The 20,811-nt window shown below is 74.1% G+C and carries 19 protein-coding genes; 8 read left to right on the top strand and 11 right to left on the bottom strand.

Translation table 11 applies throughout. The features are described from left to right. The first annotated feature begins 79 nt into the window (after nucleotides 1–79). Nucleotides 80–406 (top strand): hypothetical protein, encoded by a 327-nt coding sequence (locus ACFXGN_RS13945; protein ID WP_384857907.1) that lies wholly within the window; start codon nucleotides 80–82, stop codon nucleotides 404–406. 156 nt (nucleotides 407–562) lie between these two features. Here ACFXGN_RS13945 and ACFXGN_RS13940 read toward each other — a convergent pair whose 3' ends face one another. The 3 genes from ACFXGN_RS13940 to ACFXGN_RS13930 all read right to left on the bottom strand — a co-directional run bounded on the left by ACFXGN_RS13940 (nucleotide 563) and on the right by ACFXGN_RS13930 (nucleotide 4,154). Then, the gene (locus tag ACFXGN_RS13940; RefSeq protein WP_384857905.1) at nucleotides 563–1,396 is read right to left on the bottom strand and encodes a hypothetical protein; all 834 of its coding nucleotides are present in this window, start codon (nucleotides 1,394–1,396) and stop codon (nucleotides 563–565) included. Nucleotides 1,397–1,820: 424 nt separating this feature from the next. Continuing rightward, entirely contained in the window at nucleotides 1,821–3,041 is a 1,221-nt protein-coding gene (locus ACFXGN_RS13935) for an acetyl-CoA C-acetyltransferase (RefSeq protein ID WP_384857902.1), read from the bottom strand. A gap of 111 nt (nucleotides 3,042–3,152) precedes the next feature. Continuing rightward, nucleotides 3,153–4,154 carry an SGNH/GDSL hydrolase family protein gene (locus tag ACFXGN_RS13930; protein ID WP_384857900.1) on the bottom strand — a complete coding sequence of 334 codons (1,002 nt, stop codon included), beginning with the start codon at nucleotides 4,152–4,154 and terminating at the stop codon, nucleotides 3,153–3,155. 103 nt (nucleotides 4,155–4,257) lie between these two features. On the opposite strand from ACFXGN_RS13930, the gene ACFXGN_RS13925 reads away from it, so the two are divergent. Beyond that, complete coding sequence (locus tag ACFXGN_RS13925) at nucleotides 4,258–5,649, top strand: cystathionine beta-synthase (protein ID WP_384857897.1); 1,392 nt, start codon at nucleotides 4,258–4,260, stop codon at nucleotides 5,647–5,649. Between the two features lie 602 nt (nucleotides 5,650–6,251). Beyond that, nucleotides 6,252–7,091, top strand: coding sequence for a MurR/RpiR family transcriptional regulator (locus ACFXGN_RS13920; protein ID WP_384857894.1), 840 nt, complete (start codon nucleotides 6,252–6,254; stop codon nucleotides 7,089–7,091). Between the two features lie 16 nt (nucleotides 7,092–7,107). On the opposite strand, the gene ACFXGN_RS13915 is transcribed toward ACFXGN_RS13920, so the two are convergent. The 6 genes from ACFXGN_RS13915 to ACFXGN_RS13890 form a co-directional block, all read right to left on the bottom strand. Then, on the bottom strand, nucleotides 7,108–7,479 hold the full coding sequence (locus ACFXGN_RS13915) for a hypothetical protein (protein WP_384857892.1): 372 nt from the start codon (nucleotides 7,477–7,479) through the stop codon (nucleotides 7,108–7,110). 47 nt (nucleotides 7,480–7,526) lie between these two features. Continuing rightward, nucleotides 7,527–7,961 (bottom strand): roadblock/LC7 domain-containing protein, encoded by a 435-nt coding sequence (locus ACFXGN_RS13910; protein ID WP_384858536.1) that lies wholly within the window; start codon nucleotides 7,959–7,961, stop codon nucleotides 7,527–7,529. Next, a complete protein-coding gene (locus ACFXGN_RS13905) occupies nucleotides 7,961–8,737 on the bottom strand; it encodes a transcriptional regulator (protein WP_384857890.1) in 777 nt (258 codons plus the stop codon). The genes ACFXGN_RS13910 and ACFXGN_RS13905 overlap by 1 nt, the downstream gene beginning before the upstream one ends. Beyond that, nucleotides 8,734–9,126 carry a hypothetical protein gene (locus ACFXGN_RS13900; RefSeq protein ID WP_384857888.1) on the bottom strand — a complete coding sequence of 131 codons (393 nt, stop codon included), beginning with the start codon at nucleotides 9,124–9,126 and terminating at the stop codon, nucleotides 8,734–8,736. Before ACFXGN_RS13900 ends, ACFXGN_RS13905 begins: the two co-directional genes overlap by 4 nt. A gap of 392 nt (nucleotides 9,127–9,518) precedes the next feature. Next, nucleotides 9,519–9,998: an SRPBCC family protein gene (locus ACFXGN_RS13895; protein WP_384857885.1), complete on the bottom strand. Its 480-nt coding sequence runs from the start codon at nucleotides 9,996–9,998 to the stop codon at nucleotides 9,519–9,521. Between the two features lie 33 nt (nucleotides 9,999–10,031). Next, nucleotides 10,032–11,378: a diaminopimelate decarboxylase gene (locus tag ACFXGN_RS13890; RefSeq protein ID WP_384857882.1), complete on the bottom strand. Its 1,347-nt coding sequence runs from the start codon at nucleotides 11,376–11,378 to the stop codon at nucleotides 10,032–10,034. 103 nt (nucleotides 11,379–11,481) lie between these two features. On the opposite strand from ACFXGN_RS13890, the gene hutU reads away from it, so the two are divergent. The 4 genes from hutU to hutI are packed head-to-tail and all read left to right on the top strand — an operon-like array spanning nucleotide 11,482 to nucleotide 17,025. Beyond that, nucleotides 11,482–13,215, top strand: coding sequence for a urocanate hydratase (gene hutU / locus ACFXGN_RS13885; RefSeq protein WP_384857879.1), 1,734 nt, complete (start codon nucleotides 11,482–11,484; stop codon nucleotides 13,213–13,215). 17 nt (nucleotides 13,216–13,232) lie between these two features. Then, a complete protein-coding gene (locus ACFXGN_RS13880; protein WP_384858534.1) occupies nucleotides 13,233–14,429 on the top strand; it encodes an allantoate amidohydrolase in 1,197 nt (398 codons plus the stop codon). Next, entirely contained in the window at nucleotides 14,420–15,760 is a 1,341-nt protein-coding gene (locus ACFXGN_RS13875; protein WP_384857877.1) for a formimidoylglutamate deiminase, read from the top strand. The genes ACFXGN_RS13880 and ACFXGN_RS13875 overlap by 10 nt, the downstream gene beginning before the upstream one ends. A 17-nt stretch (nucleotides 15,761–15,777) precedes the next feature. Further along, nucleotides 15,778–17,025, top strand: a complete 1,248-nt coding sequence (hutI, locus tag ACFXGN_RS13870; protein WP_384857875.1) for an imidazolonepropionase — start codon at nucleotides 15,778–15,780, stop codon at nucleotides 17,023–17,025. Nucleotides 17,026–17,059: 34 nt separating this feature from the next. Here the strand turns inward: hutI and ACFXGN_RS13865 are convergent, their stop codons facing one another. Further along, a complete protein-coding gene (locus ACFXGN_RS13865; protein WP_384857872.1) occupies nucleotides 17,060–17,431 on the bottom strand; it encodes a VOC family protein in 372 nt (123 codons plus the stop codon). Nucleotides 17,432–17,483: 52 nt separating this feature from the next. Next, the gene (locus tag ACFXGN_RS13860) at nucleotides 17,484–18,695 is read right to left on the bottom strand and encodes a cytochrome P450 (protein WP_384858531.1); all 1,212 of its coding nucleotides are present in this window, start codon (nucleotides 18,693–18,695) and stop codon (nucleotides 17,484–17,486) included. Nucleotides 18,696–18,998: 303 nt separating this feature from the next. Here ACFXGN_RS13860 and ACFXGN_RS13855 point away from each other — a divergent pair, with 303 nt between their 5' ends. Then, entirely contained in the window at nucleotides 18,999–20,090 is a 1,092-nt protein-coding gene (locus ACFXGN_RS13855; RefSeq protein WP_384857869.1) for a GNAT family N-acetyltransferase, read from the top strand. The last annotated feature ends 721 nt before the right edge of the window (nucleotides 20,091–20,811 follow it).

Genomic DNA, 20,811 nt, shown 5'->3' with positions numbered 1-20,811 from the left:
CTTCGTGCCGGGCGGGCCCTTCCGCGTCCCCGGGGGCCGTCGCTGGCGGGCGGTCCCGGGCGGCGCGTAGGGTCACGGGGTGCGTGATACGAGTGAACTGACCGCTGCCGTCGAGCGCTTCGCCGACCGGCTGCGGGCCGCCCCGCAGAGCCGCCTCCAGCGCGGTGCGGCGGCCGAGGGGCTGGCCCTGGCCAGGGAGCTGGCGGAGCGCGCCCAGCGCGCCGAGGAGCCGGAGCGGGAGCCCAGGACCATGCGGGACGCGGGGGTCTTCGCCGTGGCCGACCAGCTGGCCGTCGCCGGGAACGATCTGGCCGAGATCATGCGAACGGCCCCCGGCTCCCGTGAGGGAGAACTGGCGGAGGCCGTGGAACGGGTGCGGGCGGCACAGGAGCGCTCGGGGCTGTAGGAGCCGCCCAGGGGCCCGGAGCGGGCCCGGGAAGCGCGGGGCGGCTCGGGAGGGGGCCGGTGGCGGGCCCGGGAGCGTACGGGCGGCCCGGCGGGGCTCAGGGGAGTGCGGGGACGGCTCGGAAGGGCCGGGGCCGGGCGGGGGCCCGGCCGGGGATCACAGGGACGCGATGACGCGGTCCGCCAGGATGTAGACGTTCTCCTCGTCGGACTCGCCGTACGAGAAGGTCAGGGCGAAGGCGCCCGAGACGCCCGAGCCGCCGAGCAGCACCGGCGTCAGACCGGAGCGCAGGGCCTCCGCGAGGCGCTCCGCGGTCTCCCGGTGCCCCGGGGTCATACAGAGCGTCGTGCCGTCGGCGAAGACGTACACGTCGAGGGTGCCGAGCGGGCCCGGACGCACATCGGTCAGCGCGGTACGGGTGTCCGCCAGCTCCTCCAGGCGCGCGACGGTCCGCTCGTGGTCGGTGACGACCGGCGTCTGCACCGGCACGAAGTCCGGGTGCGAGGGGTGCCGTCGGCGGGCGGCGGCCAGCTCCGCCGAGTCCTCCGGGTACTCGTCGAAGGCGTCCAGCGGGTCGGTGCCGTCGAGCGCGGCGGCCTCCGCCTCCATGGCCTCCAGAGCCATCGCCTCCAGGCCCACGAAGTCCGTCTGGCGCGGCACGAAGAAGCCGGTTTCCTCGGCGCCGCCGCCCAGACCGCCCAGCAGGGAGGGGGCGTCGGCCGCGTCCCGGGCCTCCTGCGCGGCCCAGAAGGCCCGCGCCTCGGCGAGTTCGCGCTCGCGCTCCTCGGCCAGCGCCTCCGCGACCGCGGCCCGTATCTCGGCGGCGGGGCTGGTGCGGGCGGCGGGAACGGTGACGCCGTGCCCGGCCGCCAGCTCGCTCCGCAGGGCGGTGACCTGCTTTCGGAGACCGTGGACGGCGTGCAGGGCGGCGGCGCCCACGGCCGTGGCAGCGGCCGTGGTCAGCAGCAGGGCAAGAGGCATGGCGCTCACTGACGTACTCCCGATTCCGAGTCGATCCCCCGACTTCCTACATCAGCTTGTCCTGAGGCGTGGCCCGCTGTCAGTGCATTACGTCACGAAATGGACAGGTATTTCTGCCAGGTGTTTAGTCCCGAAACCGCTGTGACCTGCGGAAACGAACTTCCTCGGGAGATAGGTCACATCCTGGGGGAGATTCGGTCACGGCTGGGACGCGGAGCGGTTGACCGGCATGTTGACCGGATAACCGGACGGGCGCCCGACCGGATAACCGGACGGGCGCCGGTCCGGGCCACGACCCGGACCGGCGCCCGTCAGAAACGCCTTCGCTGCGGCTCAGCTCAGCCGCGCGTTTCCCTGGTCGCGCTGAGCTTCGCCTTCGCTGCGGGCGGGTGCCGCCTTCGTTCCTCAGGCGACCCCCACCCTCCGCTACGGCTCAGCTCAGCCGCTCGATCACCATCGCCATGCCCTGGCCGCCGCCGACGCACATCGTCTCCAGGCCGAACTGCTTGTCGTGGAACTGGAGGCCGTTGATGAGCGTGCCGGTGATCCGGGCGCCCGTCATGCCGAAGGGGTGGCCGACGGCGATGGCGCCGCCGTTGACGTTCACCTTGTCCAGATCCAGCCCCAGCTCCTGGTACGAGGGGATCACCTGGGCGGCGAACGCCTCGTTGATCTCCGCCAGATCGATGTCGTCGATCGTCAGGCCCGCGCGCTTCAGCGCCTGCCGCGACGCCTCTACCGGGCCCAGGCCCATGATCTCGGGGGAGAGACCGGAGACGCCGGTGGAGACGATCCGGGCCAGCGGGGTCAGCCCCAGCTCACGCGCCTTGGTGTCCGACATGATCACGAGCGCGGCGGCGCCGTCGTTGAGCGGGCAGCAGTTGCCCGCGGTGACCAGGCCGTCGGGACGGAACACCGGCTTGAGGCCCGCCACGCCCTCCAGGGTGACCCCCGCGCGCGGACCGTCGTCGGCGGAGACGACCGTGCCGTCCGGCAGCGTCACGGGAGTGATCTCCCGCGCCCAGAAGCCGTTCTTGATCGCCTGCTCGGCGAGGTTCTGCGACCGTACGCCGAACTCGTCCATCTCCCGCCGGCCGATGCCCTTCCAGCGGGCCAGGTTCTCCGCGGTCTGGCCCATCGCGATGTACGCGTCCGGCACCACGCCGTCCTCACGCGGGTCGTGCCACGTCGAGCCCTCCGAGGCGGCGACCTCGGCGGTCCTGGCCTCGGCGGCGGCGAAGAACGGGTTGTGCGTGTCGGGCAGCGAGTCCGAGTTCCCCTTCGCGAAGCGGGACACCATCTCCACGCCCGCCGAGACGAAGACGTCGCCCTCGCCCGCCTTGATCGCGTGCAGCGCCATCCGCGAGGTCTGGAGCGAGGAGGAGCAGTACCGGGTGACCGTGCAGCCCGGCAGGTGGTCCAGGCCCATCCGGACGGCCACGATCCGGCCCATGTTGAAGCCCTGCTCGCCCCCCGGCAGACCGCAGCCCAGCATCAGGTCGTCGATGTCGCGCGGGTCCAGCTCCGGGACCTTCGCCAGCGCCGCCGCCACGACGGTCGCGGTGAGGTCGTCCGGCCGCAGGTCCTTGAGGGAGCCCTTGAAGGCCCGGCCGATGGGCGAGCGGGCGGTCGAGACGATCACGGCTTCGGGCATCACGGCTCCATGAGGGTGCGGAGTGGGCGGACAGAAAGGGAAGTTACCCGTACGTACCGCACGGGTCACCGGGCCGGGCGTGTGATGCGGGCCTCTTTTCTAAGCGAGCGCTCAGGCAAGGGGGGCGTCGGTGGCCGCCGGGTGCTCCGCCGGAACCGGGAGGCGCCTCCTCCGCCGGTGCTTGAGCAGCGCCCACGGCCCCCGCGCGCCCGTCACCTCGGTGCCCGCCTCCCGGGCCGCCTCGGCCGCCGCCTTCGCCACCGGCAGCACGTTCTCCCGGCGGGACGGCTCGATGCGGTCGGTCTCCGGCCAGACGCCGAGCACCGCGCAGAGCGTCGGCAGGACCGCCATCGCCGCCGTCGCGTACCCCTCCGCCGACGGATGGAAGCTGTCCACCCCGAACATCTCGCGCGGGTTCGCCGCGAACTCGGGGCCGAGGAGGTCGCCCAGCGACACCGTCCGGCCGCCCTGCTCGACCGCCACGATCGTCTGCGCCGCCGCCAGTTGCCGGGAGGCCCGCCGGGCCAGCCAGCGCAGCGGCTGGTAGACCGGCTCGATCGTCCCCAGGTCCGGACAGGTCCCGACCACCACCTCGGCGCCCGCCGTCCGCAGCCGCCGCACCGCCGAGGCGAGCATCCGCACCGACTGGGTCGGCGGCATGTGGTGCGTGACGTCGTTCGCGCCGATTATCACCACGCACACGTCCGGCGGCCCGAGGGGCTGGGTGAGCAGCAGCGACACCTGCCGTTCCAGGTCGTCCGAGCGGGCGCCGGAGAGCGCCACGTTCCGCAGCACCACCGGCCGCTCGGCCACCGCCGCGAGCCCCGAGGCGAGCAGCGCGCCCGGTGTCTGGCCGGTGCGCCGCACCCCTTGTCCCGCCGCCGTGGAATCACCCAGAAGGGCCAGTCGCAGCGGGTCGTCCGTGCCGAACGCCCGGCCGTACAGCCCGTCCGCCCCCGGCGGCAGCGGAGCCGTGCCGACGCCGACGGTCCGCTTCGCGATCTGCACCTCGGCGAGGAGCACCCCGACCGTCGCCACTCCGAGCAGGCCGATGCCCCCGCCCCCGTACGCCGCACCCGCCGCGATCCGCCGCGCCACCCTCGCCCTCGACATGGGGCCGTCACCTCCTTCAAGCCGTTCAGGGTCTAACTGCCCCGTAACCCGCTCCGACTACGCATACGCTGACCACACCATTACGGAGACCCCGGAGATTACGGTGCAATTCCACGACTCGATGATCAGCCTCGTCGGCAACACCCCGCTGGTGAAGCTCAACAACGTGACAGCGGGCATTCAGGCGACCGTCCTGGCCAAGGTCGAGTACTTCAATCCCGGCGGCTCGGTCAAGGACCGGATCGCCCTGCGGATGATCGAGGCGGCGGAGCGGAGCGGCGCGCTCGCCCCCGGCGGCACCATCGTCGAGCCCACGTCGGGCAACACCGGCGTCGGCCTGGCGATCGTGGCCCAGCAGAAGGGCTACAAGTGCATCTTCGTCTGCCCCGACAAGGTGTCCCTCGACAAGATCAACGTGCTGCGCGCGTACGGTGCCGAGGTCGTCGTCTGCCCGACGGCCGTCGACCCCGAGCACCCGGACTCGTACTACAACGTCTCCGACCGGCTCGTCCGTGAGACGCCCGGTGCGTGGAAGCCCGACCAGTACTCCAACCCGAACAACCCGCGCTCCCACTACGAGACCACCGGTCCCGAGCTGTGGACGCAGACGGACGGGCGGATCACCCACTTCGTGGCGGGCGTCGGCACCGGCGGCACCATCTCCGGCACCGGCAACTACCTCAAGGAGGCCAGCGGCGGGGCCGTCCAGGTCGTCGGCGCCGACCCCGAGGGTTCCGTGTACTCCGGCGGCTCCGGGCGGCCGTACCTGGTCGAGGGCGTCGGCGAGGACTTCTGGCCCACCGCCTACGACCGGAACGTCACGGACCGGATCGTGGCCGTGTCCGACAAGGACTCCTTCCGGATGACCCGCCGCCTCGCCAAGGAGGAGGGCCTCCTCGTCGGCGGTTCCTGCGGCATGGCCGTGGTGGCCGCTCTGGAGGTGGCCAAGGAGCTGGGTCCCGACGACGTCGTCGTGGTGCTGCTGCCGGACTCCGGCCGCGGCTACCTGTCGAAGATCTTCAACGACGAGTGGATGGCCGACTACGGCTTCCTGGAGAACACCACCTCCGCCACCGTCGCCGACGTGCTCCGCCACAAGGAGGGCGTCATGCCCTCGCTCGTCCACATGCACCCGGACGAGACGGTCGGCCAGGCGGTCGAGGTGCTGCGCGAGTACGGGGTCTCCCAGATGCCCATCGTGAAGCCGGGCGCCGGTCACCCGGACGTCATGGCCGCCGAGGTCATCGGCTCGGTCGTCGAGCGCGAGCTGCTCGACGCGCTCTTCACCCAGAAGGCGGCCCTGGAGGACCCGCTGGAGGACCACATGAGCCGTCCGCTGCCGCAGGTCGGTTCCGGCGAGCCGGTCGCCGACCTGATGTCCGTCCTCGGCGACGCCGCCGACGCGGCGATCGTCCTGGTGGAGGGCAAGCCCACCGGCGTCGTCAGCCGCCAGGACCTGCTGGCCTTCCTGGCCAACGGGGGCGGCAAGAAGTAGCCGCCGCCGCCGGGACGCGGGCGGCTGCCCGTGGCGTCGGCCGGTACGGGGAGCCCGTCCGCCCGTCCCGTCCCCGGGGCCGGGCGGCTGCCCGTACCGGCCGACGGGGCTGCCGGGCCGCCCCCGGCTCCCGGTCCCGTTCGTCCAACCGGTACGAGCCCGACACGTTCGCGCAGCACCCGCTTAACACGCGTCGGGCAGATTGGTGGGCGTCGGCGTCACGGACTTCCGGAGCGGCTCCCGGACCTCCCGACGACGCCACGGACGCGGAGACCGGCCCTGACCCGGGCCCGTGTCCCCGCGGGGACCGCCGTCGTCCCGCCCCCCGGCCAGCCGGGGGTGAGGCGGTCCCCGCGCAAACTTCCAGGCGCTCCGGGCCCCTCGCGTCACGCGGGGGGCCCGGAGCCGTCTCCGGTCCGGCGCCTCCGCCGTCTCCGGTCCGGCGCCTCCGCCGTCTCCGGTCCGGCGCCCCCGGTCGGGTACGCCTCCGCCGGTCGGGCACGCCCCCCGGCTCCCCGCTTTCCGCGCGGGCTGGTCGCGCCTCCCGCTGCTGCATATCCTTATGCAGAGTCATTTGAGGGTGAATAAATGAAGGGGGCCGCATGAGCGACAGCCCGGCCGGTCGGCTTCAGGGGCTCTTCGAGGGGCACCGGCTGACGCCGACGCAGCGGCGGATCGCGCACTGCATGGTGCGGCGCGCCGCCGACGTGCCGTTCCTGTCGAGCGTCGAGCTCGCCGAGCTCGCCGGGGTCAGCCAGCCCTCCGTCACCCGCTTCGCCGTCGCCCTCGGCTTCGACGGCTATCCGGCGCTCCGGCGCCATCTGCGCGAGGTCGCCCCGCCCGGGTCCGACAGCGCCGGGGGCGAGGGCCTCAACGAGTACCAGCAGGCCGTCCTCGCCGAGGTCGAGAACCTCCGGCACCTCGCCGGGCTCCTCGCCGACCCCGCGCCCGTGGAGCGGGCCGGGCGGCTGCTCGCGGGCTCCCGGCCGCTGCTCGTCCTCGGACTGCGGGCCGCCTCCTCGCAGGCGCGCGGCTTCGCCTACTTCGCCGCCAAGGTGCACCCCGACGTACGGCTCCTCGACGAGGGCGGCTCGATGCTCACGGACCGCGTCGACGCGGCCGTACGGGCCGGGGCCACGGCCCTGCTCTGTTTCGCGCTGCCCCGGCACCCCCGGGAGGTCGTCGAGGCCCTGGAATACGCGCGGGCGGCCGGGCTCACGGTCGTGACCGTCGCCGAATCGGCGTTCGCGCCCGTCGCCGCCCACAGCGACCTGCTGATCCCGGCGGCCGTCGGCACCGGGCTCGCCTTCGACACGGCCTGCGCGCCGATGCTGCTCGGCCGGGTCCTCCTGGAGGCGATGGCCGACGAACTCCCCGACGCCCAGGCGCGGCTGGAGGAGTTCGACGCCAAGGCGGCGGCGCGGGGCCTGTTCGTCGAGTAGCGCGTACGGGCGGAGGTCAGATCTCCAGCTCGGCCTCGATCTTCTTCAGCTGGTGCCGGGCCATCGCCAGGTTCGCGCGCTCCCTGTCCAGGGCCAGGTACAGGAACAGGCCGTTCGTGTTGCGGCCCCGGAGCAGCCGGATCAGGTGGTACTGGCGGCCGAGGGTGATGAGTATGTCCTCGATCTCCTCGCCGAGGCCCAGCATCTCCATCGCCCGGACCTTGGCGCGGACCACGTCGGTGTTGCCCGCCGCGGCGATGTTCAGGTCGAGTTCCTTGCCGCCGCCGATGGTGCCGAGCGCCATGCCGCTCGTGTAGTCGACGAGGGCCGCGCCGATGGCGCCGTCGATCGCGGTGGCTTCCTTGAGCGAGGTCTCGGTGTTCGCCATGGTGTCGTACTTCTTCCTTCTCGGTGTACGGGTTCGCTTGCTGCGTTTCAGTTCGGGTCCCGGCGTTCCAGGGCGCCGTCGACGAGTTCGCCGATCCGGCCGCTGGACCTGCGGGCCTCCAGATGGAGCCGTCCCACGTTGATCCGGGGCTCCGCGAGGAGGGTGAGGACGGCCGAGGCGCCCGCCGCGTAGGTCGCCACGTAGCCGCTGTCGCCCCGGACGAGCAGCTCGCGGAAGCCGCCCTTGCCGGTGGAGGCGGTCAGCCGCTGTCCGACGCCGAGGGCCGCCGCCGTCAGCGCGGCCACGCTCTCGGCGGCGCCGTCCACGGTGTCGTGGGCGAGCACGAGCCCGTCGGCGCTGGCCGCGAGCGCCCCGGTCAGCTGGGGCAGCCGGGCCCGGAGCCTCCTGAGCTCGCCGAGCACCTCGGCTTCTGCCGTCATGAGCTGTTTCCTTTCGGCGCGCAGGCGCAGGGCACGCCTCATCACGGGTGTGCCTCCAGGGCGTCACGGAGCCGGCGCAGCAGGGCGATGTCGGGATCGGTCACCGACACCGGCCCCGGTAAGGAGGCCGGGGGCGGTGCCGGTACGGGGTCGAGGGGGGTCTCGACGAGTCCCGAGGCGGCGAGGCGGCGGACGTCGAGGAGGGTGTGGAAGGCGGGCCGTCCGAGCAGCCGGGCCAGTTCCGCCGGGGTGAGCCGTCCGTCGGCGGCGGCGAGCAGGGCGCGCTGGCGGGCGCCCACGGTCTGGCCGGGGGCGGCGGGGCGGGGCACGACGGGGGCGGTGTCGACGGAGCCGTACGGCCAGACGGCGTCGAGGAGTTCGCGGCGGCGGACCGTCTCGCGTCCGACGGCCTCGGCGGAGACCGGCCGCACCGTGCCGAACCAGTGCCCGACCCCGTACCGGAAGCGGGTCGGTCCGGCTGCGGGGGAGAGGGCGAAGAAGGCGGCGTCGAAGACCGCGCCGAGGTGGCAGATCTCCAGTTCGCCGTCGTGGAGCCGTCCGCTCTCGACGAGGAAGCGGCCGACCGCGCGGCGGGCCCCGGCCCGGTCGACGGCCTCGTCCCAGTTCTCGCGGGGCAGCCGCCCGCCGGTGGTGAGGAGGACGTCGACGCCGGGGGAGACGGGGCTCTCGGCGTGCACGACGTGCCCGTCGACGAGGTAGAGGGTGCCGTGGTCGCGCAGGAGGGCGCCGGTGGCCCGCTCGGCGGCGAGCCGGACCAGCATGGGGGAGACCGGGGAGGGGGCGGCGACGGCGCTCATCCGAGGACCAGCCTCTCGGCCATGTCCCGGAGCCGGATGCGGGCGAGGGCCAGGTTGCCGGTGTCGCGGTCGAGCCACAGGTGGAGGAAGACGCTGCTGTCGAAGGAGGTCTCGACGAAGCGGATCACGTGGTATCCGGCGCGGGTGGTGACGATCAGGTCCTCGACCTGCGGCTCGCCGGACAGGGTGTCGCCGGGAGCGGTGAAGGTGTCGAACTCGGCTGCGGAACGGGCGAGTTCGGCGGTCTCGGCGGCCGTGGTCTCGTGGTCCCCGACCGGTGAGTCGCCCGCCGTGCCGAGGGCGAGGCCGCTGGTCCAGTCGACCAGGGAGGCGCCGCGGGCACCGGGCAGGGTCATGGCCTCCGTCAGGCACTCGTCGATTCCGGGCACACGGATTCCCCTCCCGATGCGGCGTGCGAACGTACGGCAGTGACGGCGACGTTACTGAACGCAGCGCCGGGGGGAAGCCGTTCCGGCATTTTCCATCGGAACATGCCGGTGTCTGTTGGAGATTGACCCGGAACGTGCGGGGGGCCCGCGGCGGGCGGGCGGTGACCGGGCCGCGGGGCCCGGCCTTGTCGGCCCCGGGCCGCCGTACGGGCTCCGCCCGTCCCGTCGGCGCGGGCCTCCGACGGCCCCCGCTCCCCGCTGGTACCGGCTTCCCGCCGGTCGTGGCTTTCCCCGGCCCCGGACGCTCCGGTCGTCGGCCGCCCCTCCCCTCCCCACCGGCTCCGTCCGGAGCGCACCGGCTCCGGGGTTCCCGCCGGACCCGTCCGGCCCCGTCAGGTTCGGTTCTCCACCGCTCGTGCCAGTTCCGTCAGGTCCTTCGTGAGGGCCTTCGCCACGGCCTTCGCGCCCAGGCGGGCGGTCAGCCGGGTCAGGAGTCCGGGGGCGCGGCCGTCGGCGGGCCGGGCGGAGAAGGCCATCCGCAGGGTGGTGCCGCCCGGCCCGTCCGGGACCAGGCTCAGCTCGGAGACGTACCGCATCCCGTGCGAGGCGGCGGTGGTGACGTACCGGTCGGGCGGCTCGCAGGCGGTGACGGTCATCTCCTCGGTGGCCTCCCGGCCCAGCATCCGGCGGGTCTCGCGCCAGCGCGTACCCACGCCGAAGCCGCCCTCGGTGAGCACCTCCACCCGCTGGACGCCCGACAGGACGCGGGGCAGCGCGCGCAGATCGGTGATCGACTCCCAGACCCGCCCGGGTGAGGCGGCGACCCGGCGCTCGACGACGACGGAGGTGATGTCCGAACCGGTTGCAGTCATGGCTTCCATGGAAGCGGGGCCGCGCGGCGGGCGCTACCGGACGGGCCGCCCCGTTCGCCGCAGCAGGGCGTCCGCGTGCCCGCCGCCGGACTCGGCGACGATCTCCGCGAGCGTCTGGGCGTCCCGTACGACCGTGAACACCACCGTGCCGTCCTCGTCCGTGGTGAAGCCGTGGACGGCGGGCCGGGGCAGGCTGTTGTACGCGTAGTGGTGGGCGAAGCAGTAGGCGCCGGTGTCCGGGACGGCCACGACGTCGCCGGGGCGGAGCAGCGGCAGGGCGCGCCCGGTGGCGAGCAGGTCCCCGGCGAAGCAGGCGGGGCCCGCGACGTCCTGGACGGTGACCTCCCCGGTGCGCGGGCGGCCCCCGGCGTCGTAGGCGAGGACGCGCAGCGGCCAGGACTCGGGGGCGTAGACCGTGCGGGTGGCGAGCTGGACGCCCGCGTGGGTGACGGCGACGGCCCGGCCCCCGGAGGTCTTGGTGTACTCCACCCGGGCGAGGACCAGGCCGTGCTTGGCGAGCAGGGAGCGGCCGAACTCGGTGACCAGCCGGTAGCGGCCGTCGAAGAGGCCGGGGACGGTGTCGGCGAGCAGCCGTGCGTACGCGGCGTACGTCGGCGTCTCCTCGTCGGAGGTGAAGTTCACCGGGAGTCCGCCGCCGATGTCGAGGGTGTCGATCTGCTGGCGTCCGGCCGCCCGGTTGATCTCCTCGGCGAGCGCGTACGCCTCCCCGACGCCCTCGGCCATCAGGGCGAGCGGGACGCCCTGGGAGCCGGTGTGGGTGTGCAGCCGGGTCAGCCGGGGGCGGTCGAGGAAGGCCCGGACGACGGTCTCGCGGGCGCCTTCGTCGCGGAGCGCCACACCGAACTTGGAGGTGGCGGTCGCGGTCGACATCGCGCCGATGGAACCGGCTCCGACCTGCGGGTTCACCCGGAGCCCCAGGGGTGAGGCGGTGGGCGCGGAGGCGATCAGGGCGTCGAGCCGCGCGAGTTCCTGGAGGTTGTCGGCGTTGACGGCGATGCCGAGGGCGAGGGCCTCGCGCAGCTCGGCGGGGGTCTTCGCGGGGGAGTCGAGGACGGTGCGGCCGGGCGGGATCCCGGCGGCGCGGGCGAGGGCGAGTTCGCCGGGGCTGGCGACCTCGGCCCCGAGTCCGGCCTCGTGGAGCAGCCGCAGGACGGGGACGAGGGGGCAGGCCTTGACGGCGAAGGCGTGCAGCACGGGGGCGTCGGTGACGGCGGCGAAGGCGCTGGTCAGGGCGGCGGCGGAGGCGCGGATGCCCTCGGTGTCGAGGAGGGCGGCGACCGGTTCGGCGGGGGAGAGGAGCCCTTGGTCGACGGAGGCTCGAACGGCGAGGTCGCGACGGGAGGAGGCCATGGGGCCCATCCCACCACCCCGGTGCGCGGGAGCGGGCGGCCCCGCCCTGTTGACTACAACTATTCATATCGACAGGATGTGAATACCAAGCGACATTCGAGGAGGCACCGCCATGTCAGGACCCCGCCCCGTACGGGCCCCGCGCGGTACGGAACTGAGCGCCCTGGGGTGGCAGCAGGAGGCCGCCCTCCGGATGCTCCAGAACAACCTGGACCCCGAGGTCGCCGAGCACCCCGACAAGCTCGTCGTCTACGGCGGCACCGGCAAGGCGGCCCGCGACTGGCGCTCCTTCGACGCCATGGTCCGCACCCTGCGCACCCTCAAGCAGGACGAGACGATGCTGGTGCAGTCCGGCCGCCCCGTCGGCGTCATGCAGACCCACGAGTGGGCCCCCCGCGTCCTGATCGCCAACTCCAACCTGGTCGGCGACTGGGCCAACTGGGAGGAGTTCCGGCGCCTGGAGCAGCTCGGCCTCACCATGTACGGCCAGATGACCGCCGGATCGTGGATCTACATCGGCACCCAGGGCATCCTCCAGGGCACCTACGAGACCTTCGCCGCCGTCGCCGCGAAGAAGTTCGGCGGCACCCTCGCCGGGACCATCACCCTCACCGCCGGACTCGGCGGCATGGGCGGCGCCCAGCCCCTCGCCGTCACCATGAACGACGGCGTCGCGATCTGTATCGACGTCGACCCCCGCGCCATCGAACGCCGGATCGAGCACCGCTACCTGGACGTGCGGGCCGACAGCCCCGCCCACGCCCTCGCCCTCGCCACCGAGGCCCGCGACGCCCGCCGCCCGCTCTCCATCGGCCTCCTCGGCAACGCCGCCGAGCTGCTGCCCCGGATGCTGGCCGAGGGCGCCCCGATCGACATCGTCACCGACCAGACGAGCGCCCACGACCCCCTCGCCTACCTTCCCGTCGGCGTCGCCTTCGAGGACATGGCGGACGCCGCCGCCAAGGACCCGGCCGGGTTCACCACCCGCGCCCGCGAGTCCATGGCCCGGCACGTCGAGGCCATGGTCGGCTTCATGGACGCCGGGGCCGAGGTCTTCGACTACGGCAACTCCATCCGGGGCGAGGCACAGCTCGCGGGCTACGACCGGGCGTTCGCCTTCCCCGGCTTCGTCCCCGCCTACATCCGCCCCCTCTTCTGCGAGGGCAAGGGCCCCTTCCGCTGGGCCGCCCTCTCCGGCGAGGCCTCGGACATCCACAAGACCGACAAGGCGATCCTGGAGCTCTTCCCCGAGAACGAGTCCCTGCACCGCTGGATCAAGCTGGCCGGGGAACGCGTCCACTTCCAGGGCCTGCCCGCCCGCATCTGCTGGCTCGGCTACGGCGAACGCGACCGCGCGGGCGAACGCTTCAACGACATGGTGGCCTCCGGCGAACTCGCCGCGCCCCTCGCCATCGGCCGCGACCACCTCGACTGCGGCTCGGTCGCCTCCCCGTACCGCGAGACCGAGGCCATGCTCGACGGCTCCGACGCCATCGCCGACTGGCCCCTCCTCAACGCCATGGTCAACGTGGCCTCCGGCGCCTCCTGGGTCTCCCTCCACCACGGCGGCGGCGTCGGCATGGGCCGCTCCATCCACGCCGGTCAGGTCACCGTCGCCGACGGCACCCCGCTCGCCGGGGAGAAGATCCGCCGCGTCCTCACCAACGACCCCGGCATGGGCGTCATCCGGCACGTCGACGCGGGCTACGACATCGCCGGGACCGTCGCCGACGAGAAGGGCGTCCGCGTCCCGATGCGCGAGGGCGACGGGGGCGGCGAGGGCGCCGGGCCCGGCGTCGGCCCGGGCGTCGGCTCCGGCTCCGGTTCCACGGAAGGCGCCGCGTGAGCGAGAGCTTCCACGCCATGTGGCGGTCGCTGCGGCCCCTCGGCCGCAACGCCGCCACCGGCGGCTACCGGCGCTACGCCTGGACCGACGCCGACGCCGACGTCCGCCTCTGGTTCCGGATGCAGGCCGAGGCCCGCCGCCTCGACGTCGAGACCGACCGCAACGGCAACCAGTGGGCCTGGCTCGGCGACCCCACCGCGGGCGACGCCGTCGTCACCGGCTCCCACCTCGACTCCGTCCCCGACGGCGGCGCCTTCGACGGCCCCCTCGGCGTCGTCTCCGCCTTCGCCGCCCTCGACGAACTCCGCGCCCGGGGCGTCAGCTTCAGGCGCCCCCTCGCCATCACCAACTTCGGCGACGAGGAGGGCGCCCGCTTCGGCCTCGCCTGCGTCGGCTCCCGCCTCACCGCCGGACAGCTGACGAAGGAGAAGGCGTACGAGCTCCGCGACGCCTCCGGCACCAGCCTCCCGCAGGCCATGGAAGCGGCCGGACACGATCCTTCGGCGATCGGCCCCGACCCCGAACGCCTCGCCCGGGTCGGCGCCTTCGTCGAACTCCACGTGGAACAGGGCCGGGCCCTGGACCTCTCCGGCGACCCCGTCGGCATCGCCTCCTCCATCTGGCCGCACGGCCGCTGGCGGTACGACTTCGCGGGCGAGGCCAACCACGCGGGCACCACCCGGCTCGTGGACCGCCGCGACCCGATGCTCGGCTACGCGGAGACCGTCCTCGCCGCCCGCCGCGAGGCCGAACTCGCGGGCGCCGTCGCCACCTTCGGGAAGGTCGCCGTCGAACCCAACGGCGTCAACGCCATCCCCTCCCTGGTCCGGGGCTGGCTCGACGCCCGCGCCGCCGACCAGGACTCCCTCGACACCCTCATCGCGGGCGTCGAGACCGCCGCCCGCGACCACGCCGCCCGGCACGGCGTCGACCTCACCGTGGTCCGCGAGTCCTTCACCCCCGTCGTGGACTTCTCGCACACCCTGCGCGACGAGCTGTCCCGCGTCCTCGGCACCACCGGGAAGGTCCCCGTCCTCGGCACCGGCGCGGGACACGACGCGGGCATCCTCTCCGCGTCCGTCCCGACCGCCATGCTGTTCGTACGGAACCCGACCGGCGTCTCGCACTCCCCGGCCGAGTCCGCCGCCGAGGACGACTGCGTGGCGGGAGTCCTCGCACTCGCCGACGTACTGGAGGAGCTGGCGTGCCGCTGACGACCTACTGGCTGGAACACGCCTGGCTCGACACCCATGTCGAGCCGGGCGTCGCCCTGGACGTGAACGCCGAGGGCCGCGTCGAGACGGTCCGGACGGGCGTCGCCGCCCCGCCCCCGGGCGCCGAGATCCTGCGCGGGCTGACGGTTCCGGGCCTCGCCAACACCCACTCGCACGCCTTCCACCGCGCCCTGCGCGGCACCGTGCAGGTCGGCAGCGGCACCTTCTGGACCTGGCGCGAGACCATGTACACCGTCGCCCAGCGCCTCACCCCCGACAGCTACTTCGCCCTCGCCCGCGCGGTCTACGCCGAGATGGCCCTCGCGGGCATCACCGCCGTCGGAGAGTTCCACTACCTCCACCACGCGCCCGGAGGCACCCCCTACGCCGACCCCAACGCCATGGGCGAGGCCCTGATCGCCGCCGCCGCCGACGCGGGCATCCGCATCACCCTCCTCGACACCGCCTACCTCTCCTCCGGCTTCGGCGCCGCCCCCGAACCCCACCAGCTCCGCTTCACCGACGGCACCGCCGACGCCTGGGCCGAACGGGTGAGCGCCCTGAAGGAACGCGACGGCGTACGCGTCGGGGCGGCGATCCACTCCGTACGGGCCGTCCCCGCCGGCCAGCTCGCCACCGTCGCCCGATGGGCCGGGGAACGCCGGGCCCCCCTCCACGTCCACCTCTCGGAACAGACCGCCGAGAACGACGCCTGCCTCGCCGCCCACGGCATGACCCCCACCCAACTGCTCGCCGAGCACGGCGTCCTCGGCGCCCGCACCACCGGCGTCCACAACACCCACCTGACCGCCGGAGACATCGCCCTCATCGGCTCCTCGGGCACCGGCACCTGCATGTGCCCCACCACCGAACGCGACCTCGCCGACGGCATCGGCCCCGCCGTCGCCCTCCAGAACGCGGGCTCCCCGCTCTCCCTGGGCAGCGACAGCCACGCCGTCGTCGACCTCCTCGAAGAGGCACGGGCCATGGAGCTGAACGAGCGCCTGCGCACCCGGGCCCGAGGACACTGGACCGCCGCCGCCCTGCTGCGCGCCGCCACCGTCGACGGCCACGCCGCCCTCGGCGGGCCCGACACGGCCGGTCTGACCCCCGGCGCCCCCGCCGACCTCACCACGATCGCCCTCGACTCGGTCAGGACAGCGGGACCGGTACCGCGTCTGGCAGCCGAGACGGCGGTATTCGCCGCGTCAGCGGCGGACGTGCGGCACACGGTCGTCGGCGGCCGTCATGTCGTCCGGGACGGGGCGCACGCGACCGTACCCGACGTGGCCGCCGCCCTCGCGGACTCGATCGCCGCCCTGCGCGGCTGAAGGAGGCACCCCCCACCATGAACACCGGCCCCGCGGCGAGGAACAACCCTGCGGCGAGCTCCGCCCCCACCAGCGCGAACAGCGCCGTGGCGACGACCGCCACCGCCATCGTCAACATCGCCAGTCTCGTCACCAACGATCCCTCCCTCGGTGATGGATCCCCCCTGGGCCTGATCCAGGACGCGGCCGTCGTCATCGAGGGCGACCGGGTCGTCTGGGTCGGTGCTTCCAGCAAAGCACCCGCCACCGACAACGGGGTCGACGCCGGAGGCCGGGCCGTGCTCCCCGGCTTCGTCGACTCCCACTCCCACCTCGTCTTCGCGGGCGACCGCACCGCCGAGTTCAACGCCCGGATGTCCGGCCAGGCGTACGCGGCGGGCGGCATCCGCACGACGGTCGCCGCGACCCGCGCCGCGTCCGACGCCGACCTGGAACGCAACCTGACCCGCTACCTCGACGAGGCCCTCCGCCAGGGCACCACCACCTTCGAGACCAAGTCCGGCTACGGCCTCACCGTCGAGGACGAGGCCCGCTCCCTGCGCATCGCCGCCGCCCACACCGACGAGGTCACCTACCTGGGCGCGCACATCGTCTCCCCGGACCACGCCGACGACCCGGCCGCCTACGTCGAGCTGGTGACCGGCGAGATGCTCGACGCCTGCGCCCCGTACGCCCGCTGGATCGACGTCTTCTGCGAGAAGGGGGCCTTCGACGGCGACCAGGCCCGCGCGATCCTCACCGCGGGCCGGGCGAAGGGCCTCCACCCCCGGGTGCACGCCAACCAGCTCAGCTACGGCCCCGGCGTCCAACTGGCGGTGGAACTGGACGCGGCCAGCGCCGACCACTGCACCCACCTCACCGACGCCGACGTGGACGCGCTGGCCTCGGGCGACACCGTCGCCACGCTCCTGCCGGGGGCGGAGTTCTCCACCCGGGCGCGGTGGCCGGACGCCCGCCGCCTCCTCGACGCGGGCGTGACGGTCGCCCTCTCCACGGACTGCAACCCGGGCTCCTCCTTCACGTCCTCCGTCCCCTTCTGCGTCGCCCTCGCGGTCCGGGACATGGGCATGACCCCCGACGAGGCGGTCTGGTCGGCCACGGCGGGCGGCGCGGCGGCCCTCCGCCGCACCGACATCGGCCGCCTCACCCCCGGCGCGCGGGCCGACCTCACCGTCCTGGACGCCCCGTCCCCCGTCCACCTGGCCTACCGGCCGGGCGTCCCCCTGGTGACCCAGGTGTGGCGGGCGGGGAAGCGGGTCGTCTGACGACGGCGGGTCCGCCCCGGCGGGCCCGCCCGGATCAGGCCCGGCCTGCCGGGGGCCGGGGCCGGTGGGACAGGACGTTGACGACCCGGCCGTCCGGGTCCCGTACGAAGAAGCGGCGCACGCCCCACTCCTCGTCCGTCAGCGGGTGCACGATCTCCGCCCCGGTCGCCCGGACCGTCTCGTACACCGCGTCCACGTCCGCCACCTCCACGCTCAGGTCCGGCACCACCGGGGCCGTCAGGTCCCGGGTCATCAGACTGATCTGGGCCGTGGGCGAGGACGGCGAGGCCAGCGTCCTGATCCAGCCGTGGTCCATGACCTCCTCGAAACCGAGCAGCCCGTAGAAGCCGCCGGTCCGCTCGGGGGACGCGGTACGGAGGTTGGGCACGGCACGCCGGACGGTCATCGCGGGCTCCCGGGGGTGGGCGGCGGAGGTCGTGCGCGGGATTCTCCCGGATTCACCACCGCACGGGCAGCTCCAGCGGATGGCGCCAGATCGACGTCGTGTTCCAGCGGACGTCCTCCTTCGGCACCGCCAGCGCGAGGTCCGGGAAGCGCCGCAGCAGGGTGCCGACGGCGACCTCCAGTTCCATGGCGGCGAGGGGGAAGCCCAGGCAGTGGTGGGAGCCCCAGCCGAAGGCCATGTGCGGCGGCGCCTTGCGGTCCAGGTCCAGCTCGTCGGGCCGGTCGAACTTGCGCGCGTCGCGGTTGGCCGTCAGATACGAGACGTGCACCACGTCACCGGCCTTGATGTCGACGCCGCTCAGCGTCACGTCCTCCAGGGCGACCCGCGGAATGCCCACGCCCTTGCGGAAGGGGATGAACCGCAGCAGCTCCTCCAGCATCTCCGGGATCCTCTCCGGCTGTTCCCGCAGCGCCGCCGCCACCTCCGGCCTGGTGAGCAGGGTGTAGAAGATGTTGCCCAGCTCGTACGAGGTGGTGTCCTGGCCGGTGATGAGCAGGACCATGGCCATCACGGAGAGTTCCTCGTCGCTGAGGATCTCGTCGCCGTCGCGGGCCTGGCACAGCGTGCTGATCAGGTCGTCGCCCGGCTCGACGCGCCGCCGGGCGGTCAACGCGTCGAAGTAGGCGCGGAGTTCGGCCTTGGCCCCGGCCGCCGCCTCCCGGCCGTTCGCGCCGACGCTCACCATCGTCGCGGCGTTGCCGCGCAGCCGGGCCCGGTCGGCGTCGGGGATGTCCAGGATCTCGCAGATCGTCGTCAGCGGCAGCGGCGAGGCCACGCGCGCGAACAGGTCGGCGGGCGGGCCCTGACTCTCCACCCGGTCCAGCAGGTCGTCCACGACGTGCTGGACGCGGATCCGCATCCGGTCCACCTGGCGCGGCGCGAACCCCTTGGCGACCAGGCTGCGCAGCCTGGTGTTGGCGGGCGGGTCCATCACGTGGATGGCCTCGGCCTGGATGATCGGCTCCGGCGTCATCCGGGGATAGTCGCGGCCGACGACCGCGCTCCGGCTGAAGCGCCGGTCGGTGGTGACCGTCCGGACGTCCTCGTAACGGGTGACGAGCCACGCCTCGCCCGCCCCGTACGACATCCGGACCCGGGCCACGGGATCATCCGTGAGGATCTGTTTGAGCTGGGGGTCGAACTCCAGGGCGTCGGCGAAGTCGAAGGGGCAGGACCATACGCCGGGTTCCGTCTCGGGTTCCATCTCGGGTTCCATCGGGGTGGCGCTCCAGTGCTCCGGGTGGGGGATGCCGGGGACCCGGGCGGGATCCGGCGCGAGCTGCACGAATGCCCGGTTTTCCGCCGGGTTAAGTACCGTCGCGCCCTAATCCGCCCGAAGGGGTGGCACCCGCCGGACGGCCTTGCCGCCTCCGCGTTCCCGCTCCGTTCCCGCTCCGTTCCCGCGCGGTCCGGTCACGGAAAGGCGGAGATCGCCCGCCCCGGCGGGCGGTGGACGGGTACCGTCCTGTCCTGGCAGGACGCGGGGGAGGACCGGGGGGTCGGCAGGGTGAGCGCTGTCCGCGTACGGATCGTGGGGGCGGGCGAGCTGGGCGCGCGCGAGGTCGCGGCCTGGCGCGCGCTGCGGGCCGCGTCCGGAGCGCCCGGGAATCCCTTCATGGAACCGGAGTTCACCCGGGCGGTCGCCGGGGTACGGCCCCGGTCACGGGTCGCCGTCTGGTGGGAGGGCGATGAACCCGTCGGCTTCTTCCCTTACGAGAAGGGCCCGTTGGGGCAGGGGCGGGCGATCGGGCTCGGTGTCTCCGACAGTCAGGGTGCCGTGCTGCGGCCCGGTCTGCGGCCCGGCGCGCGGGCCCTGTTGCGCCACTGCGGGCTCGTGGACTGGGCGTTCGACAATCTGGAGGACGGGCAGCCCGTCTTCCAGGGCGCGGCGGCCGAGGCGTTCACCTCGCCCGTGATCGACGTCGGCGCGGGGTACGCGGCCTACGAGGCCCTGCTGCGCGTCCGGTCGCCCAAGTTCCTGCGGACCACGCTCGCCAAGGAACGCAGGCTCGGGCGGCAGGCGGAAGGGAAGCTCCGGTTCGTCTTCGACGAGCGCGATCCGGCGGCCCTGCGCACCCTCATGGAGTGGAAGTCCGCGCAGTACCGCAGGACCGGCCGCCGCGACCGGTTCGCCGAGGAGTGGATCAGGACCCTGGTCCGGGGTCTGCACGGGCTCAGGGCGCCCGGCTGTTCCGGTGTCCTGTCCGTGCTGTACGCGGGGGAGCGGCCGGTCGCCGCGCACTTCGGGCTGCGGTCGGCGACCGTGCTGTCCTGCTGGTTCCCCGCGTACGACCCCGAGTTCGCCAGGTTCTCGCCCGGTCTGGTGCTGCACCTGCGGATGGCGGAGGCCGCCGCCGCCGCCGGGATCGGGCTGCTCGACCTGGGGCGCGGCGACGCCGAGTACAAGGACGCCCTGAAGACGGGGGAGCTGACCGTGTACGAGGGGGCCGTCGTCCGGCCCGGCGCGCGGGCGGCGCTGCACTGGCTGCGCCGGGAGCCGCTCCGGCGGGCCCACGCCTTCGTGCGCGCCCGCCCGGCCCTCGCCGCCCGTGGCCGCACCGCCCTCAACACCCTCGCCCGCCTGAGGACCCCCCGTTGACGGGCCGGTGGCCCCGCCCGAGCCCCCCGCCGGACCAGGTACCGGGCCGACCGAAGGACCCGGCACGGTGACGGGTGCGATGGCCACTCCCACCGACGCGCCGACGGCCGTCCCCGCCGACGCGCCGACGGCCGTCCCCGCCGACGCGCCGACGGCCGTCCCCGCCGACGCGCCGACGGCCGTCCCCGTCGCCGCACCCGAGGCCGGTCCCGCTCCGGCGCCCGGGTCGGTGGCGGATCCTGCTCCGGCCCCTGAGCCCGCGAGGGGTCCGGCATCCGTCGCCGGGGCCGTACGCGCTTCCGGTCCGGCGCTCGGGTCTGTGACCAGTCCCGGTCCGGTGCCCGGGTCGGTGGCCGGTCCTGCTCCGGTTCCCGGGCTCGTACGCGGCCCGACACTCGCCGCCGGGCTCGTGCGCGCCCCTGTCCCGGTGCCCGGGTCGGTGGCTGGCCCTGTTCCGGTCCCTGAGCCCGCGAGGGGTCCGGCATCCGCCGCCGGGGCCGTACGCGCTTCCGGTCCGGTCCTCGGGTCCGTGACCGGTCCCGCTCCGGCGCCCGGGTCCGTGACCGGTCCCGCTCCGGCCCTCGGACCCCCGCCCGGTCCCGCTGCCGTCCCCGAGCCCCCGCCCGCGCCCGGTCCCGCTCCCGGTACCGGTACCGCGTCCCCGTCCGGTCCCGTTCCGGCGATCGAGGCGCGGCTCCGGGGGCGTCGTCTTCGTCGTCCC

The sequence above is a fragment of the Streptomyces sp. NPDC059247 genome (assembly GCF_042754005.1).
Lineage (GTDB): Bacteria > Actinomycetota > Actinomycetes > Streptomycetales > Streptomycetaceae > Streptomyces.
Note: the sequence above shows the minus strand (reverse complement) of the source record. Positions and strands in the feature narration are given on the sequence as shown.

Excerpts from the sequence above, each read along its gene's own strand:
- ACFXGN_RS13905 (WP_384857890.1), bottom strand. The coding sequence starts at position 8,737 with ATGAGCGCCGTCGCCGCCCCCTCCCCGGTCTCCCCCATGCTGGTCCGG.
- hutU (WP_384857879.1), top strand. The coding sequence starts at position 11,482 with ATGTCAGGACCCCGCCCCGTACGGGCCCCGCGCGGTACGGAACTGAGC.
- ACFXGN_RS13890 (WP_384857882.1), bottom strand. The coding sequence starts at position 11,378 with ATGGGCCCCATGGCCTCCTCCCGTCGCGACCTCGCCGTTCGAGCCTCC.
- ACFXGN_RS13910 (WP_384858536.1), bottom strand. The coding sequence starts at position 7,961 with ATGAGGCGTGCCCTGCGCCTGCGCGCCGAAAGGAAACAGCTCATGACG.
- ACFXGN_RS13930 (WP_384857900.1), bottom strand. The coding sequence starts at position 4,154 with ATGTCGAGGGCGAGGGTGGCGCGGCGGATCGCGGCGGGTGCGGCGTAC.
- hutI (WP_384857875.1), top strand. The coding sequence starts at position 15,778 with ATGAACACCGGCCCCGCGGCGAGGAACAACCCTGCGGCGAGCTCCGCC.
- ACFXGN_RS13880 (WP_384858534.1), top strand. The coding sequence starts at position 13,233 with ATGTGGCGGTCGCTGCGGCCCCTCGGCCGCAACGCCGCCACCGGCGGC.
- ACFXGN_RS13860 (WP_384858531.1), bottom strand. The coding sequence starts at position 18,695 with ATGGAACCCGAGACGGAACCCGGCGTATGGTCCTGCCCCTTCGACTTC.
- ACFXGN_RS13920 (WP_384857894.1), top strand. The coding sequence starts at position 6,252 with ATGAGCGACAGCCCGGCCGGTCGGCTTCAGGGGCTCTTCGAGGGGCAC.
- ACFXGN_RS13915 (WP_384857892.1), bottom strand. The coding sequence starts at position 7,479 with ATGGCGAACACCGAGACCTCGCTCAAGGAAGCCACCGCGATCGACGGC.
- ACFXGN_RS13935 (WP_384857902.1), bottom strand. The coding sequence starts at position 3,041 with ATGCCCGAAGCCGTGATCGTCTCGACCGCCCGCTCGCCCATCGGCCGG.
- ACFXGN_RS13865 (WP_384857872.1), bottom strand. The coding sequence starts at position 17,431 with ATGACCGTCCGGCGTGCCGTGCCCAACCTCCGTACCGCGTCCCCCGAG.
- ACFXGN_RS13895 (WP_384857885.1), bottom strand. The coding sequence starts at position 9,998 with ATGACTGCAACCGGTTCGGACATCACCTCCGTCGTCGTCGAGCGCCGG.